Source organism: Georgenia sp. TF02-10, from assembly GCF_022759505.1.
Taxonomy (GTDB): domain Bacteria; phylum Actinomycetota; class Actinomycetes; order Actinomycetales; family Actinomycetaceae; genus TF02-10.
Map to the genome: position 1 here is coordinate 2,843,910 of NZ_CP094289.1, position 14,771 is coordinate 2,858,680.

The following is a 14,771-nucleotide window of genomic DNA, read 5'->3' on the forward strand; positions in this document are numbered from 1 at the left end:
GTTCCCCCGAGGAAATGGTCGAACTCATGGGCGGAGCCGCCAGGCCTGCGGCTCATGAGCAAGCCACACCTGCTGGGGATCCAGCGAACGCACCAGGCGCTGACCTTCCGTCGTGGGCTGATCGAGCTCCCCGAACCAGACTGCGGTGTCGCCGGCGACGACGACCGGCTGCTCACCGGTCTCGACGACGACGACTTGCGAGCCGCGGGTGTGACCGGGTGCGGGCACGAGCCGCACCCGGGGAAGCAGCTCGAGCTCCCCGTCGACCGGTACGTACCGCGCCGCAGCACCGGGCGGATCGACCCATTCAGGGATGGTGTAGCTCTCTTCGTGGCGGGCGTCGTCGAGCTCCCGTCGTTGGACGTAGATGGGCTTTCCGGCGAAGAGGTGGTTGCCGCCGCAGTGGTCGAAGTGAAGGTGGGTGTTGACGACGATGTCGATGCTGTCGATATCGAAGTCCTGCTCGTTCAGGGGGCGGATGCGAGGATCGAGGTCGGCAGCTGCTGGATGGAGGTCCGTCAGGCCGGTATCGACCAGCACGCGCGCGTCGGGGTGGTTGATGACGTGAACGTAGATCGGCATGCCGGGGCCGAGCAGGTCTCCTACGTGGACGGGTGTGACGGTGATTGCGCCGGACATTATCCTGGGACTTCCTTGTCGGGTTGTGGCGCGGACGTCGCCGAGGCGAGCCCGCCGCGGAGGGTTGTGACCACGGACGCCACCGCGGCCGATGGCGACGACCGTGACCCGGATGGCTGCACGGCCACCGCGGCCGATGGGCGACGACCGGGGCGCGGATTGCTCCAGCAGCCCCGGCGAGAGCGACGGAGGGAACGTGCCGCCAGATGCTCACGGCCGGCTTCGCAACGATCGTTCGATCGTTATCGCGGCACCAGCTCGGTGAAGTAGCCAGCGAGCCTGTCCCAGATCGGGATCGTGCTGGCGACCATCTCGGCGAAGAACTCGTTCTCCCAGTCGGCGTCGTTCCCGTAGGCGCTCGTGACGATGCGAACGACACAGCTACCGCCGGATGCCGTCTCGATGAGAAACTCGGTCGCGATCGGGGTCGTCAGTGAGAGGTCCTCGTACACCGTCGAGAGCGGCACGCCGATGCTGGCGAACCACTCGACCATCCGGGGCGGGACATCTTCGATCCGGTCGGCGATGGGCCAGGGCTCTTCGTAGGCGAACCGGACGTTCGGTGTGTAGTCCGTGACCACTCCGGTCGTCGTGAGGTCCCCAAGGTCGAACGACACCTCTCCGCCGACCCGTGGGTCGAGCCGGGTCGGCACCATCCAGGAGGAGATGCCGCCGGCGGTGGCGATCGCCTCCCACACCTGCTCGGGGGTCGCGATCACCTCGAAACTGCGCTCTGCACGGTGCTCGATACGTCTTGGCCGGTCGGGCGTGCTCATGATGATTCCTTCGGTCGAGGGTAGGAAGAGATGGTCAGGCGGTGCGGCCGCCCGTCGTCGTGGTGGTATCGGGCGACCAGGGAGGAGACCGCTGCTTGCAGGTCTGTGGCGAACGCGGCGCGGTCCTCCGCCGATCTGAAGCCGATCACCGTGTCGAGCGTCAGGGTCGGCAGGCGCGTCCCGGTTGTCTCGCTGCTCGCGATCGCCGCCACCTCCGAGACGGTCCGGGCGCTCACCGCGACGAGATACCCGGCCGAGAGGTGATCGGCGACCTCGTCGGGGTCGATGGCGGCGCCGGGCAGCACGTTCGGTGAGACAACGAGGTGGCGCGCCGTGCGGCGCACGAACCGCTCGGTGATACCGCCCCAGGTACGTGTCTCTGCCAGCTCGACCAGCCCGTGGGCCTCCAACGCCTTCATGTGGTAGTTGACCTTCTGACGGGTCAGTCCGACTTTCGCTGCAACCGTGGTCGCCGAACCCGGTTCATCAAGCGCGTCGAGGATGGAGACCCGGATCGGGTCGAGCGCCGCTTCCACGGCGGACGGGTCGGCGAGTACTCGGACGTCGTCCATGGGTGCCAAGCGTGGTCTTGACAGTTACGGTTGTCAAGGGGTGACCGCAGGCGCGGAGGCCACCGCCGAGCGTCGGAAGAGCCCGGCCACGAGACACGGAAGCCACACCACGGGCGCGCTGTCCGCTCGCGGGCCGCGGGCGCCGGCCACGCCCTGGCCGGGGCGCCCGGGCGCCCGGTCCGGCCGCCGTCGGGCCCGCCGCTCCCCCAGCCGCGTCCGGTCCGGCCGCCGTCGGCACGCCGCTCCCCCAGCCGCGTCCGGTCCGGCCGCCGTCGGCACGCCGCTCCCCCAGCCGCGTCCGGTCCGGCCGCCGTCGGCCCGCCACTCCCCCGGCCGCGGCGCCGGTCAGCTGCGCTCGAGGTAGGCGGCGGCGTCCTCGTCCACCCGCCGGGCCACCGCGGCGGCCAGCGCCGGCTCGGTGGTCAGCTCCGGGTCCCGGGCGATCAGGTCGCGGGCGGCGGCGCGGGCCTCGTCGATGATCGTGGAGTCGGTGAGCACCCGCAGCAGGCGCAGCGAGGAGGACCGGCCGGACTGGGCCGCGCCGAGGACGTCGCCCTCCCGGCGCAGCCGCAGGTCGGTCTCGGCGAGCACGAAGCCGTCGGGGGTGGTGGCGAAGGCCTCCAGCCGCCGGCCGGCCTCGCTGCCCGGCGGGGCGTGGCTGACCGCCAAGCACACCCCCGGCCGGGTCCCGCGGCCGACCCGGCCGCGGAGCTGGTGCAGCTGGGACAGGCCGAACCGGTCGGCGTCGAGGATGACCATGACGGTGGCGTCCGGCACGTCCACCCCGACCTCGATCACCGTGGTGGTGACCAGGACCGGGGTGGCGCCCGCGGCGAAGGCGGCCATGGCGGCGTCCTTGGCGTCCGGGGGGAGCTGGCCGTGCATCTGCCCGACGGCGACCCCGGACAGGGCGGGCAGCTCACCGAGGTGGGCGGCGACGTCGGGCACCGCGGCCACCGGCGGGCGGGTGGCGTCGACCAGGTCGAGGAGGTCCGTCACACCCGGGCCGACGCCGTCGTCCACGCCGGGGGCGTCCTGCTCGCCCGGGGTGAGGCGGGGGCAGACGACGTAGGCCCGCCCGCCGGCGTCCACCTCCTCCCGGACCCGCTCCCACACCCGCTGCATCCACCGCTCGTTCCAGGCCGGCACGACGGTCGTGCTGACCCCGGGCCGGCCGACCGGCAGCTCGCGCAGGGTGGAGGTCTCCAGGTCCCCGAAGCTGGTCATCGCCACCGTGCGCGGGATCGGGGTGGCGGTCATCACGAGCAGGTGCGGGGTGGTGGCGGCCTTGCCGCGCAGCGCGTCCCGCTGCTCCACCCCGAACCGGTGCTGCTCGTCGACCACCACCAGCCCGAGGTCGGCGAGCTGGACCTGCTCGCCGAGCAGGGCGTGGGTGCCGATGACGATGCCGGCCTCGCCCGAGGCGGCGGCGGCGAGCGCCTGGCGCCGGGCGGTGGCGCCCTGGGAGCCGGTCAGCAGCGCGACCCGGGTGGCGTGCTCGGCGCCGCCGAGCAGGCCGGCCTCGGCGAGCGGGCCGAGCAGGGCGGTGATGGAGCGGTGGTGCTGCTGGGCCAGGACCTCGGTGGGCGCGAGCAGGGCGGCCTGCCCGCCGGCGTCGACGACCTGGAGCATCGCCAGCAGCGCCACCACCGTCTTGCCGGAGCCGACCTCGCCCTGCAGCAGCCGCATCATCGGCACCGGCTGGGCGATCTCCTCGGCCAGCACCGCCCCGATCTCCCGCTGCCCGGCGGTCAGGGTGAACGGCAGCCGGTCCAGCAGCGCCTCCCGGATGCCGCCCGGGCTGGGCGGGCGGGCGACGGCGACCTGGGCGCGGGTGACCGCCCGGCGCTGGGCGAGCGCGGTCTGCAGCACGAACGCCTCCTCGTGCCGCAGCCGGTGCTGGGCGCGCTGCCACTCCCGGTCGCTGTGCGGGCGGTGCAGCAGGCGGAACGTCTCGTACAGGCCGGGCAGGCGGTGGGCCGCGCGGTAGGCGGCGGGCAGCGGGTCGGGCACGTCCTCCGGGCGGAGCTGGTCGAGGACGACGCCGGCGCACTCCCTGATCACCCTGCTGCGCACGCCGGCGGCGGAGGGGTAGACCGGGATCGGCGCGTCGATCCGTTCGACGGCTGCCGCCTCGGCGTCCAGGTCCGGCAGCGTCTCGAACTCCGGCTGCAGGAGCTGGCGGGTGCCGTACCGGTCCTGGACCTTGCCGTAGAAGATCGCCGTGACGCCGGGCCGGAGCTGCTCGCGGTGGTACGTCAGGGCGTGCGCGCGCTTGGCGAAGAAGGTCAGCTCCAGCCGGTTGACCCCGTCCGTGATGGTGACGGAGAGGATGAACCCGGGCCGGCTCCTCATGGGTCGCTGGTGCGCGGCGGCCACCCGCGCGATGACGCTGGCGTCCTCCCCGGGCCGCAGCCGGCCCAGCGGCGAGAGCTCGGCCCGGTGGTCGTAGCGGCGGGGGTAGTGCCGCAGCAGGTCCTCGGCGACCTCGAGGCCGAGCTTGCCGAGCGCCCGTCCGGTGGGGGCGCCGACGAGCTTGGCCAGCGGCTCGCCGAGGGGGCCGGTGCCCTCGCCGACGACGGCGGGGTCGTGCCGGGCGCCGCTCGCCGGCGGTGTCCCGGTGCCCGCCGTCCGCCCGTCCTCGCCCACGCTGGCAGGCTAGCGCGGGGCGGCGACATCCCGGGGGCAGCACCGGCCTCGACCGACCGGCCGTGGGCGCGAACGGGGCGTCCCGCCGCCGTCGCTTCGTGGCGGCCGACACCGGTAGCAGCGTTCGTGGTGCCTCATGTCAAGGTGCTCGCGAAACGGGACCGCGTGCCTCAGCTGGGTCTGCTCGCGTAGGCGGTCAGGAGGCGTCGCGGCGGGCGAGGGTCTTGGCTCGGGCGTGGCGTTCGAGCTGGGCCTGGATGGCGGTGATCCGGCGGGTCAGGTCGGCCGGGTTGAGCTCGGCCCGCACGGCGGTCAGCTCGGCGGCCTGCTCGGCGGTCAGCACCCCGGAGTCCAGGACCCGCTGGTAGGGGGTGCGGGGGGCGTCGTAGGTGCGCACGTGCCGCCCCGCGGGGGTCTCGCGCCAGCCGGTGACCTTCTTGGTCGGGAGCAGGTAGTTCTTGCGCAGGTTGACCAGCTCCCACAAGTCGCCCAGCAGCTCGAGCTCGGCGGGGGTGTCGTAGCGGTAGCGGAAGGCGTTCCTGCGCACGATGTCGCCGTTCTTCTGCTCCACGTGCGCGTTGTCGTTGGAGGTGTGCGGCCGGGACCGGGTCATGAACACCGCCCGCTGGGCGCACCAGGCCACCAGCTGGTGGTTGATGAACTCTCCGCCGTTGTCGGAGTCCAGCCCGACCAGGGGGTAGGGCAGGGTGTCGGCGAGGAGGTCGATGGCGGCCACCACCCACCGGTGCGCCCGGTTCTTGATCGCCAGGTTGGTGGTCCACCCGGTGACCACGTCGGTGCCGGTCAGGGTCCAGGCGTGCTCCCCGGCCAGGGAGTGCCCGCAGTGGGCGACCAGGTCGACCTCGAAGAACCCGGGCCGGGTCTCGGCCTCGTCGGTGGAGCGGCGCACCGCCAGCTCGCTGCGCAGCGTCGACGACGGCCTGGTGGCGGCCTTGGCGCCCGGGTAGCGGGCGGCCCGGGTCGGGGCCAGGTAGCGGTCGATCGTGGCCGGGCTCATCGCGAGCACCTCGGCGCGGACCTCCTCGGTGAGCCGGTCGGCCACCGCTGTCAGCTCGCCGTGGGCCTGCAGCACGTCCAGGGACTCGGCCAGGATCACCTTCAGGTACTTCCCGCACGGCTGCCCGCACAGGGTCCAGACCTCGATCAGGACCTTCAGCGCGTCGTAGGAGTACCCCCGCCCCCGCGGCTTGCGCACCACCGCCCGGGCCGGGCCCTTCCGGACCCGGGCCGCGGCCAGCGCGCGGCGGGCGTTGGCCCGCGACCACCCGGTGGCCCCGCACAGCTCATCGAGCATGCGGCCCTTGTCCTTCTTCCCCGCCGCGGCGTAGCTCGCCGTGTACCGCTTGGTGATCTCACGCCTGGCACCCATCGACAACCGACCCATCCGGCCAGCCCACCACCGCGGCCACGGTTCGCGAGCAGAACCCATCTGAGGCACGCGACCCGTTTCGCGAGCAACTTAGGTGAGTCTCGTCGCGTTTGGGGCTGACGGCGGCGGTCGGGTACTCTTGTCCGGTTGCCCGTCCCGGCGCCTCGCGCCGCGGGCCCACCGACCCTGTGCGGCAGCGCCGCGCGTCAGCGAGAAGATCAGGAGAACGACCGTGGCTGCCACCTGCGACGTCTGCGGCAAGCGCCCGAGCTTCGGCAAGAGCGTCTCGCACTCCCACGTGCGGACCAGCCGCCGTTGGAACCCGAACATCCAGCGCGTGCGCGCGCTCGTCAACGGCGCGCCCAAGCGCCTGAACGTGTGCACCTCCTGCCTGAAGGCGGAGAAGGTCGCCCGCGCCGTCTGAGCCTGCCCCTGCCCGAAGGGCCGCCCCCACCCGGGGGCGGCCCTTCGGGCGTTCCCACCCGCACCGACCGCCGTCGGAAAGACCCGCGGGCGCCGCACGCGCAACATCAGGCCCCTTCGTCCCGGCGCGCCCGGACCCAGCTCTCGACCTCCGCCCGCAGCTCGGCCCGGCGGGCGTCGCCGACGAAGGCGGCGTCCACCGCGTTGCGGGCCAGGGTGGCGAGCTCGTCGGCGGTGAGGTCGAGCGCGGCGGTGAGCGCGCGGATGTTGTCGTCGACGTACCCGCCAAAGTAGGCCGGGTCGTCGGAGTTGACGGTCACCCGCAGCCCGCGGCGCAGCATCTGCCGCAGCGGGTACGCGGCCAGGTCGCGGACCACCCGCAGGCGGACGTTGGACAGCGGGCACAGGGTCAGCGGCACCTGCTCGGCCGCCAGGCGCTCGACGACGGCGTCGTCCTCCAGCGCCCGGATGCCGTGGTCCACCCGCTCGGCGCCCAGGACGTCGAGCACCTCGGTGACGTTCGCGGCCGGCCCCTCCTCCCCCGCGTGCGCGACCCGGCGCAGGCCGTGGGCGGCGGCGAGCGCGAAGGCGTCCCGGAAGGGGGCGGCGGAGCCGGTCTCGCTGGAGCACAGGCCGACGCCGAGGAGCGGGGCGTCCAGGCGGAGGACCTCGGTCAGGGCGGCCAGCGCCGCATCGCCCGGGAGGTGGCGGAGGAAGGTGACGATCAGCCCGGCGCTCAGTCCGTGCTCGCGCTCGGCGGCGGCGAGCGCGTCGGTGACGCCGGCGAGGACGACCTCGGCGGGCACCCCGCGGGCGGTGTGCGCCTGGAGGTCGAGGAAGACCTCGGCGTGCCGCACCCCGCCGCGGGCGGCGCGGCGCAGGTAGGCGCGGGTGAGGTCGGCGAAGTCCTCCTCGGTGCGCAGCACCGCCATGTTGGCGTAGTACAGGTCGAGGAAGTGCTGCAGCCCGGTGAAGTCCAGCCGGGAGCGCAGGTCCGCCACGTCGGCGTACGGCAGCCGCACCCGGTTGCGCTCGGCGAGGGCGTAGACGTGCTCCGGCTCGAGGGTCCCCTCAAGGTGGACGTGCAGCTCGGCGGTGGGCAGCGGCGTCGGCGTCGGCATGGCCCGCATCATGGCAGGGGCACCCGCGGGTGGCGCCGGTCAGCCCCGCCCGATCCGGCGGCCGGAGACCTCGGTCAGCGGCACGACGACCAGGGAGTCCCGCTCGCCCGGCGCCCACGGCTCGGGGGCGGCCAGCAACAGGGCCGCCGGGTCGTCGTCGTCGACCACGCGGGCCCGGCCGGTGATGAGCACCGACCAGCCGGTGCGCCCGGCGCCGTCGATGGACCCGGCGCCGAACGTCATCATCTGGTGGTGGGCGGCCGCGGCCAGCTTGGCGCCGTACCCGGTGCGGATCACCACGCCGTCGTCGTCGACCGTGAAGTTGACCGGGACCAGGCCCGCCCGGTCCCCGGCCGGGTACGCCAGCCAGCCCACCGGCGCGGTGCGGAGCAGCGCGAGGCACTCCTGCCGGCCGAGGACTTCCAGGTAGGTGTCTGCGGCCATGGCCCTGCCCTTCGCCGGTGCGGTGCGGGCAGGCGGCGCCTGCCCGTCGGGGGCAAGCCTACGAGGGACGGGCCAGGACGAGCTCGCCGACGGCGGCCGCCACGTCCGCCGGCCGCTCCCAGAGCAGGAGGTGGCCGGCGCCCGGGCAGACCTGCAGCTCGGCGGCGGGGATGGCGGCGCGGAGCCGGTCGACCTCCGCGCGGGGCACCAGGTGGTCCGCGTCGCCCCAGAGCAGGAGGGTCGGCGCGCGGACCGTCCCCGCCTCGGTGGGCGGCACCGCCGTCGCCAGGCCGTCCAGGCTGGCCCGCCAGACCCGGGCGGGCATCTTCGTGCCGTCGTGCAGGCGGGCCGCGACGAACCCCTCCGGCACGGCCGGGGACACCGGGAGGGTGCCGAGCACGCGGCGGACCTGGTCCAGATCGACCGGGTCGACCAGCCGGGCCACCTCGTCGGCGAACGGCGGGCGCCCGCGCAGGCTGCGCGGCGCCCCGACGAGGACCAGCCCGAGGACCCGGCCGGGGTGGTCGACGGCGACCGCCTGGGCCACGTACCCGCCGCTGGAGGCGCCCACCAGCCAGGCCGCCGGCAGCCCGACGGCGTCCAGGAACGCCACGACGTCGGCGGCCACCTGCGGCAGGGCGTAGCCGTGGGCGGGCTTGTCCGAGGCGCCGTGGCCGCGCAGGTCCGGGACGAGGACGCGCAGCGCGGGCGGCAGGCGGGGGCGGAGGAGATCGAAGCTGCCCCCGGACTCCGCCCAGGCGTGCAGCAGCACCACCGGGACCCCGTCCGGCGGTCCCTGGGCGGCGTAGGCGAGCCGGACACCGGTCGCCAGCCGGGCCTGCATCGGCCCATGGTGCGGCGTTGGTCCGGGGCGTGCACGCGGGCGGCGCCGGGCTGGGACGGGCGTGAGGCGGCCGTCGGCCGGGGCGGACGCGCGGCCCCGGGGTCGTGCACGTGGAACGCGGCCGGTTCCGGGTCTGCATCAGCCGCGCATACTTCGGCCGACAGCTACCAGCTCACCCGCTGAAGTGGTCCCACCCCGGACGGACCTGCGGCTGCCGCCCGCCGACGGTGACGGTGCCGGCGGGTCGCCCGGGCGCCGGCTCGTCGGCCCGGCCGAGCGGGATGAAGCCGGCCGGCAGGGGCACCCCCGCCGGGAACGTCGCGAGCATGCCGTGGTCCTCCCCGCCGGTGAGCACCCACTCGACCGGGTCCGCCCCGAGCCGGGTGGCGGCGTCGGCAAGCGCCGCTACCGCCGCGGGGACGGCGTCGGCCGGCGGCGCGAGGTCCAGCACGACGCCGGAGGCCCGGGCCAGGCGCCGGGCGTCGCGCAGCAGTCCGTCGGAGACGTCCATCATCGCGCGGGCTCCGGCGCGGGCGGCGGCGACGCCGGCGGAGAGCGCCGGGCGTGGCCGTAGGAAGTCCCGGACGAGATCCTCGTCGTCGGCCCCGCCGCGCCGGCCGCCGCTGAGCAGCGCGTACCCGGCGGCGCCGCGGCCCAGCACCCCGGCGTGGGCCACGACGTCGCCGGGCCGGGCGCCGGAGCGCAGCACCGGCTCCCGCCCGCCCAGGTCCCCGTGCACGGTGACGGCGACGACGAGCTGCTCGCCGGCGGAGAGGTCCCCGCCGTCGACCCCGACCCCGAGCGGGCCGCACGCCTCCGTTAGTCCGCGGGCGAGGTCGTGCACCCAGGCCACCGGCGTGGCGGGCGGCAGGACGAGAGAGACGACCAGCGTCGTCGGCTCGGCCCCCATGGCGGCGATGTCGGCCAGGTTCTGCATCGCGGCACGCCACCCGACGTCGGCGCCGGTGGACCAGGCCGGGCGGAAGTGGTGGCCCTCGACCAGGACGTCGGTGGAGACGCAGAACCGGCCGTCGGGGGCGGCGATGACCGCGGCGTCGTCACCGGTCGGCACCAGGGTGTTCCGGCCGCGGGGCAGCAGGGGGACGAAGGAGGCGATGAGCTCGTCCTCGTTCAGGGCGGAGACGGGACGGTCGGGGCGCACGCGCACAACCGTAGGGTCTGGGACCGCCGGCGCCCGCACCGGCCGGCCGGCCCGGGCCGCACCGGGCCGCCAAGACCGGCCCGCCCGATCGGCCCGCCCAGGTCCCGCCGTACAGTGGCGCCGTGGCCCGCCGACCCGTCCCCCGCCGTCGCCGGGCCCTCGGGCCGGCCGCCGGCGGGCTGGTCGCCGCGGCAGTGCTCGCCGGGTGCGCGGCGCCGGTGTCCGTGACCCCCGGGGAGGAGGCGCGAGAGCCGGTGTGCGCGGAGGTCCTGCAGGCCACGCCGGACGACCTCGGCGGCCTCGAGCGCCGGTCCACCACCGCCCAGGCGGCCACCGCGTGGGGGGAGCCGGCGGTCACCCTGCGCTGCGGGGTGAGCCCGCCGGGCCCGACGACGGACCGGTGCCTGAGCATCGAGGCCGATGGGCAGTCGGTGGACTGGATCGCGGTGCCGGACGAGGACGCCGGCGCCGGGGCGGAGGACGCCGAGACCGAGGCCGAGGCGGAGGACGCCCCCGACGACCCAGCCGGCCGCGGCGGGTGGACGTTCGTCACCTACGGGCGAATACCGGCGGTGGAGGTCGTCGTGCCGGTGGAGCAGGCCGGCGAGCAGCCCACCGCCGCACTGGTCGAGCTCGCCCCGGCGGTGGCGGTCGTCCCGGCGGAGCGGTTCTGCGTCGGCCCGGACGACGCCGGCTGACCGGACCTTCCCGCCCGGCGACGGCCCGGCCGGGCCACCGCCCACCAGCCGCCTGGCCCGCCCGGGTACCGATCAGCGCAGCCTCCCGGGCCGCTGCCCTACGATCAGCGCAGCCCGGCGGGCCGGGCCAGGGCCAGCCGGATCAGCTCGTCGATGAGCTCGGGGTAGCTCAGCCCCGACCGTTCCCACACCAGGGGGTACATCGAGAACGGGGTGAAGCCCGGCATTGTGTTGACCTCGTTGATGATCACCTCGCCCGGGCGGCTGTAGAAGAAGTCCACCCGCGCCAGCCCCTCGCAGCCGAGGGCGGTGAAGGCGGCGGCCGCGAGCTCGCGGACCCGGTCGGTGGCCTCCGGCGGCAGCTCGGCCGGCACGGAGATGGTCAGCGGGTCGGTGTCGAGGTACTTGGTGTCGTAGTCGTAGAACCCGGTGGCCGGGGCGGTCAGGATGATCTCCCCGGGGACCGAGGTCCGCGGCTCGGCGTCGTCCGGCCCGCCCAGCACCCCGCACTCGACCTCCCGGCCGGCCACGCCAGCCTCGACGATCACCTTCGGGTCGTGCTGCTGGGCCGCGACGACGGCGGCCTCGACGTCCGCCAGCCGCTCCACCCGGCTGATGCCCAGGGAGGACCCGCCGCGGGCAGGCTTGACGAAGACCGGGAAGTCCAGCGAGGCGACGGCGTCGAGCGCCCGGGCCTTGTCCGTGCGCCACAGCCGGGGGGTGATCACCGTGTACGGCCCCACCGGCAGGCCGTGCCCGGCGAGGATGACCTTCATGTAGTGCTTGTCCATCGCCGCGGCCGAGGCGAGCACACCGGAGCCGACGTAGCGGGCGCCGGTCATCTCCAGCAGGCCCTGGAGTGTGCCGTCCTCGCCGTACGGACCGTGCAGCAGCGGCAGGACCACGTCGACGGGGCCGAGCTCGACGGGTGCGGGCTCGGCGCCGGCGGGCGCGGCGTCGTTGGTGGGCTGGGCGCCGTCGCCGGTCCCGTCGAGGACCAGCGGGGTTGTGCCCTGGCCGGGGGCGAGCAGGATGCGGGGCCCCGCCGGGCTGACCTCGGCCCGTCCCCCGGCGAGCGCGGCCGGGTCGTCCGGGGCGAGCACCCACTCCCCGGCCCGGGTGACCCCGACCGGCACCACGTCGTAGGTGTCCCGGTCGATGGCGCTCAGCACGCTCGCGGCGGTGGCGCAGCTGACGGAGTGTTCTCCGCTGCGGCCCCCGAAGACGACGGCGACCCGCACCCGGCGGGGGGCGCCGGCGGCGGTGGCCCCGGTGGGGGCGGCGGCCGGGCTGACGGGGGCGGATGCGGGGGGCGCGGTGGCCGTCGGGGGCGCGGCAGGCGCGGGGCGGGCGCTGGCGCCCTCCTGGGCGGCCGGGCCGGGATCGGTGCTCATCGACGGCGAGGCTACCCGCCACCCCCGGCAGGCTCCGGGACGCCATGCGGGCCCGCTTCCGTGTCGCTGGTCGCGTGTCACCGGACCGCCGTCGCTGTCGCCGTCCCTGCCCTGCCCTGCCAGTTCTGGTCCCGTAGCGGCGTGGCCCCAGTCCCGGTGCGAGCGAGGCTGCCGGTCCCCGGACGCGGCGCGCCCCGAACCCGTCGGCCGACCTACGCTCGTCGTCGTGGACACCTCGGACTCCCCCGCCCAGCTCGCGGCCGCCACCCTCGCCGTCACCGCGGGCCGCCCGGAACGGACCCAGGGCGCGCCGGTCAACCCGCCGGTGGTGCTCTCCAGCACCTACGTCTCCACCCGGGAACCAGGGCCGGAGCTGCTCTACGCGCGCTACGCCACCGAGACCTGGTCCCCACTGGAGGAGGCGGTGGCCGCGCTGGAGGGCGCCGAGCTGCCCGGGCTCGTCTTCTCCTCCGGGATGGCCGCCGTCGACGCGGCGCTCCGCCTGGCCGCACCCGGCACCGCGATCGTGGTCCCGCGGCACGCCTACCTGGCCACCCTGACCGCCGCCCGGGAGCAGGCCGAGCGCGAGGGGTCGGTGGTCCGGGAGGTCGACATCGCGGACACGGCCGCCGTCGCCGCCGCGCTCGCGCCGGCCGACGGCGTGCCGGCCGGGCTGCTGTGGATCGAGTCCCCGACCAACCCGATGCTGGAGGTGGCGGACATCCCGGCGCTGGTCGCCGCCGCCCGCCTGGCCGGCGCCCGGACCGTCGTGGACAACACCTTCGCCACGCCGCTGGCCCAGCGCCCGCTCGCGCACGGCGCGGACGTCGTCGTGCACTCGGCCACGAAATACCTGGCCGGGCACTCCGACGTCCTCCTCGGCGTGGCCGTCACCGACGACCCCGACCTGCGCGCCCGGCTGCACGCCCGGCGCACCACCGGCGGAGCGGTCGCCGGGCCGTGGGAGGCCTGGCTGGCGCTGCGCGGGCTGCGGACCCTCGCCCTGCGGGTGGACCGCTCCCAGGCCAGCGCCCTCGAGCTCGCCGGCCGGCTCGCCGCGGACCCCCGGGTGGTCCAGGTGGTCCACCCCGGCCTGCCCAGCCACCCCCAGCACACCCGCGCGGCGGCCCTGATGACGGGTTTCGGCTCGGTGCTCACGCTGCGTCCGGTCGGCGGGGCGACGGCGGCCGACGCGCTCACCGAGGCCGTGCGGCTGTGGGTACCGGCAACCAGCCTCGGCGGCGTGGAGTCCACCCTGGAGCGCCGGCGCCGCCTCGCCGCCGAGGCGCCGACCGTGCCGACGGACCTGCTGCGCCTGAGCGTGGGCATCGAGGACGTCGCAGACCTGTGGGCGGACCTCGACCAGGCGCTGGACGTCGCCACCGGGAGGTGACGGCCGGCCCGTCACGGCAACACCTCCTGGCTACGGGTGCTCCATCCACCCCCTTAACCGAGGGAGACCCGAACCGACGACATCCTCACGGCTGGTACGAACTGAGGTCGCGGCGCGGACGAGCCATCCTCGAGGCGTCGCTACCAGTTGGGGCCTGAGCATGGGCCGGTCGCCCGACTGCACGATCATTCCTACCCACGGCGGGTGAGGCTGGCCCCGGTCTAGCAAGGGATACGCGGATGGGTCGATGGTCGTCGCCGCCTGCTGCTGCTCGGCGACCGGTTCTGTTGATCCCCGCGGTGCGTAGTTGGAGGATCAACCGCCTGGCCCACCCTCTCGCGCGGGCCGCGGCTGGTAGGCGAGGCCGAACCTCACAACTTCGCCGCTGTCCACGTCGGCTGCCCGCACGGCCTGCCGAGACGTCCCCGGCCGCCGGGTGGGGCGAGCCAAGCCGATCTGCTGTCCCCTGTCCATGCCAATACTCTTTGACCCATTGCCACAAACGTTGACGGCGTGTACCGTCCGCTTCAAGGCGTCAGGAGCGCCTGATCTACCGGAGTCAGAGAGGAAGCCGGAGTACTATGACCGGCCCAAGTTCCATGGCCCGCGGCACCCAGAGCGGTGTCAGTGGGACCAACTTGCGATGCTGGTGGAGGCGGGTCATTGCGTACCTACTAGGCATGATCTTGCCCTGGTCGCTACTTTCGCAGTTGTTGGGCACCCTTCTCGTGGGGCGCTCCGCCCCGGAGGGACCCGCCGGCTGGCTAGCCGACGTCATTGCCTTCGGACTGATCGTGGTCGTGTCCGCGCTCTTCACGAGCGACGGTCAGTCATTGACCCACCGCCTCGTCCGGCTGCAAATCCGAGAGCTCTCTGGAGAACCTGCGTCTCGCCTGAGAATGGGCCTACGCAATATTGCTCACCTTGCGGATTTTGGCTCGCTAGGTTTAGGATTTCTCTGGCCCCTTTGGGACTTGCGAGGTCGGACGTTTGCAGACAAACTAGTTGGCACTCGCGTTGAATCAGTAGGCGGCGACACGACCGTCAGAAACTGATCAGCCGCTCGCCCTCGTGGCCACGATGAAGGCGGGCACCGTGGTCCGTCGCGGCTCGGCCCAGGACACGGCCCGGGCCGCCGTGCCGGCGGCGATCCCCTTCGGACTGCTCGCCCTGATCACCGTCGTGTCACCGAACCTGCACCGGGTCACCGCGGCGGCCGTGGAGATGATCTGCGAGCCGGACGACTGAGCCACGGTCTGCCTCGCC

The 14,771-nt window shown here is 74.7% G+C and carries 15 protein-coding genes; 5 read left to right on the forward strand and 10 right to left on the reverse strand.

The window, feature by feature from the left end; genetic code table 11:
* Positions 1-24: 24 nt before the first annotated feature.
* The 5 genes from MF406_RS12850 to MF406_RS12870 all read right to left on the reverse strand — a co-directional run bounded on the left by MF406_RS12850 (position 25) and on the right by MF406_RS12870 (position 6,026).
* Entirely contained in the window at positions 25-639 is a 615-nt protein-coding gene (locus tag MF406_RS12850) for an MBL fold metallo-hydrolase (protein ID WP_242894371.1), read from the reverse strand.
* 242 nt (positions 640-881) lie between these two features.
* Positions 882-1,415: an SRPBCC domain-containing protein gene (locus MF406_RS12855; RefSeq protein ID WP_242894374.1), complete on the reverse strand. Its 534-nt coding sequence runs from the start codon at positions 1,413-1,415 to the stop codon at positions 882-884.
* Positions 1,412-1,987, reverse strand: a complete 576-nt coding sequence (locus tag MF406_RS12860) for a helix-turn-helix domain-containing protein (RefSeq protein WP_242894376.1) — start codon at positions 1,985-1,987, stop codon at positions 1,412-1,414. Before MF406_RS12860 ends, MF406_RS12855 begins: the two co-directional genes overlap by 4 nt.
* A 345-nt stretch (positions 1,988-2,332) precedes the next feature.
* Positions 2,333-4,636, reverse strand: coding sequence for an ATP-dependent DNA helicase RecG (locus MF406_RS12865; protein ID WP_242894378.1), 2,304 nt, complete (start codon positions 4,634-4,636; stop codon positions 2,333-2,335).
* Between the two features lie 196 nt (positions 4,637-4,832).
* Positions 4,833-6,026, reverse strand: a complete 1,194-nt coding sequence (locus tag MF406_RS12870) for a transposase family protein (protein WP_242894381.1) — start codon at positions 6,024-6,026, stop codon at positions 4,833-4,835.
* Between the two features lie 232 nt (positions 6,027-6,258).
* On the opposite strand from MF406_RS12870, the gene rpmB reads away from it, so the two are divergent.
* Entirely contained in the window at positions 6,259-6,450 is a 192-nt protein-coding gene (gene rpmB / locus MF406_RS12875) for a 50S ribosomal protein L28 (RefSeq protein WP_242894384.1), read from the forward strand.
* Between the two features lie 106 nt (positions 6,451-6,556).
* Here the strand turns inward: rpmB and MF406_RS12880 are convergent, their stop codons facing one another.
* The 4 genes from MF406_RS12880 to MF406_RS12895 form a co-directional block, all read right to left on the reverse strand.
* Positions 6,557-7,570, reverse strand: a complete 1,014-nt coding sequence (locus tag MF406_RS12880; RefSeq protein WP_242894386.1) for an adenosine deaminase — start codon at positions 7,568-7,570, stop codon at positions 6,557-6,559.
* A 39-nt stretch (positions 7,571-7,609) separates the two neighbouring features.
* Positions 7,610-8,014 (reverse strand): pyridoxamine 5'-phosphate oxidase family protein, encoded by a 405-nt coding sequence (locus MF406_RS12885; RefSeq protein WP_242894401.1) that lies wholly within the window; start codon positions 8,012-8,014, stop codon positions 7,610-7,612.
* A gap of 58 nt (positions 8,015-8,072) precedes the next feature.
* The gene (locus tag MF406_RS12890; protein WP_242894404.1) at positions 8,073-8,858 is read right to left on the reverse strand and encodes an alpha/beta fold hydrolase; all 786 of its coding nucleotides are present in this window, start codon (positions 8,856-8,858) and stop codon (positions 8,073-8,075) included.
* Between the two features lie 172 nt (positions 8,859-9,030).
* Positions 9,031-10,020: a thiamine-phosphate kinase gene (locus tag MF406_RS12895; protein ID WP_242894406.1), complete on the reverse strand. Its 990-nt coding sequence runs from the start codon at positions 10,018-10,020 to the stop codon at positions 9,031-9,033.
* Positions 10,021-10,142: 122 nt separating this feature from the next.
* On the opposite strand from MF406_RS12895, the gene MF406_RS12900 reads away from it, so the two are divergent.
* Positions 10,143-10,718: a DUF3515 family protein gene (locus MF406_RS12900; RefSeq protein ID WP_242894409.1), complete on the forward strand. Its 576-nt coding sequence runs from the start codon at positions 10,143-10,145 to the stop codon at positions 10,716-10,718.
* A gap of 104 nt (positions 10,719-10,822) precedes the next feature.
* On the opposite strand, the gene MF406_RS12905 is transcribed toward MF406_RS12900, so the two are convergent.
* On the reverse strand, positions 10,823-12,112 hold the full coding sequence (locus tag MF406_RS12905) for a D-alanine--D-alanine ligase family protein (protein WP_242894412.1): 1,290 nt from the start codon (positions 12,110-12,112) through the stop codon (positions 10,823-10,825).
* A gap of 226 nt (positions 12,113-12,338) precedes the next feature.
* Between MF406_RS12905 and MF406_RS12910 the strand changes: the two genes are divergently transcribed.
* From MF406_RS12910 to MF406_RS12915, 3 genes are all read left to right on the forward strand, one after another.
* A complete protein-coding gene (locus MF406_RS12910; protein WP_242894414.1) occupies positions 12,339-13,505 on the forward strand; it encodes a PLP-dependent aspartate aminotransferase family protein in 1,167 nt (388 codons plus the stop codon).
* 599 nt (positions 13,506-14,104) lie between these two features.
* On the forward strand, positions 14,105-14,560 hold the full coding sequence (locus MF406_RS19130; protein ID WP_371744492.1) for an RDD family protein: 456 nt from the start codon (positions 14,105-14,107) through the stop codon (positions 14,558-14,560).
* A gap of 16 nt (positions 14,561-14,576) precedes the next feature.
* Positions 14,577-14,753, forward strand: a complete 177-nt coding sequence (locus tag MF406_RS12915; RefSeq protein ID WP_242894417.1) for a hypothetical protein — start codon at positions 14,577-14,579, stop codon at positions 14,751-14,753.
* The last annotated feature ends 18 nt before the right edge of the window (positions 14,754-14,771 follow it).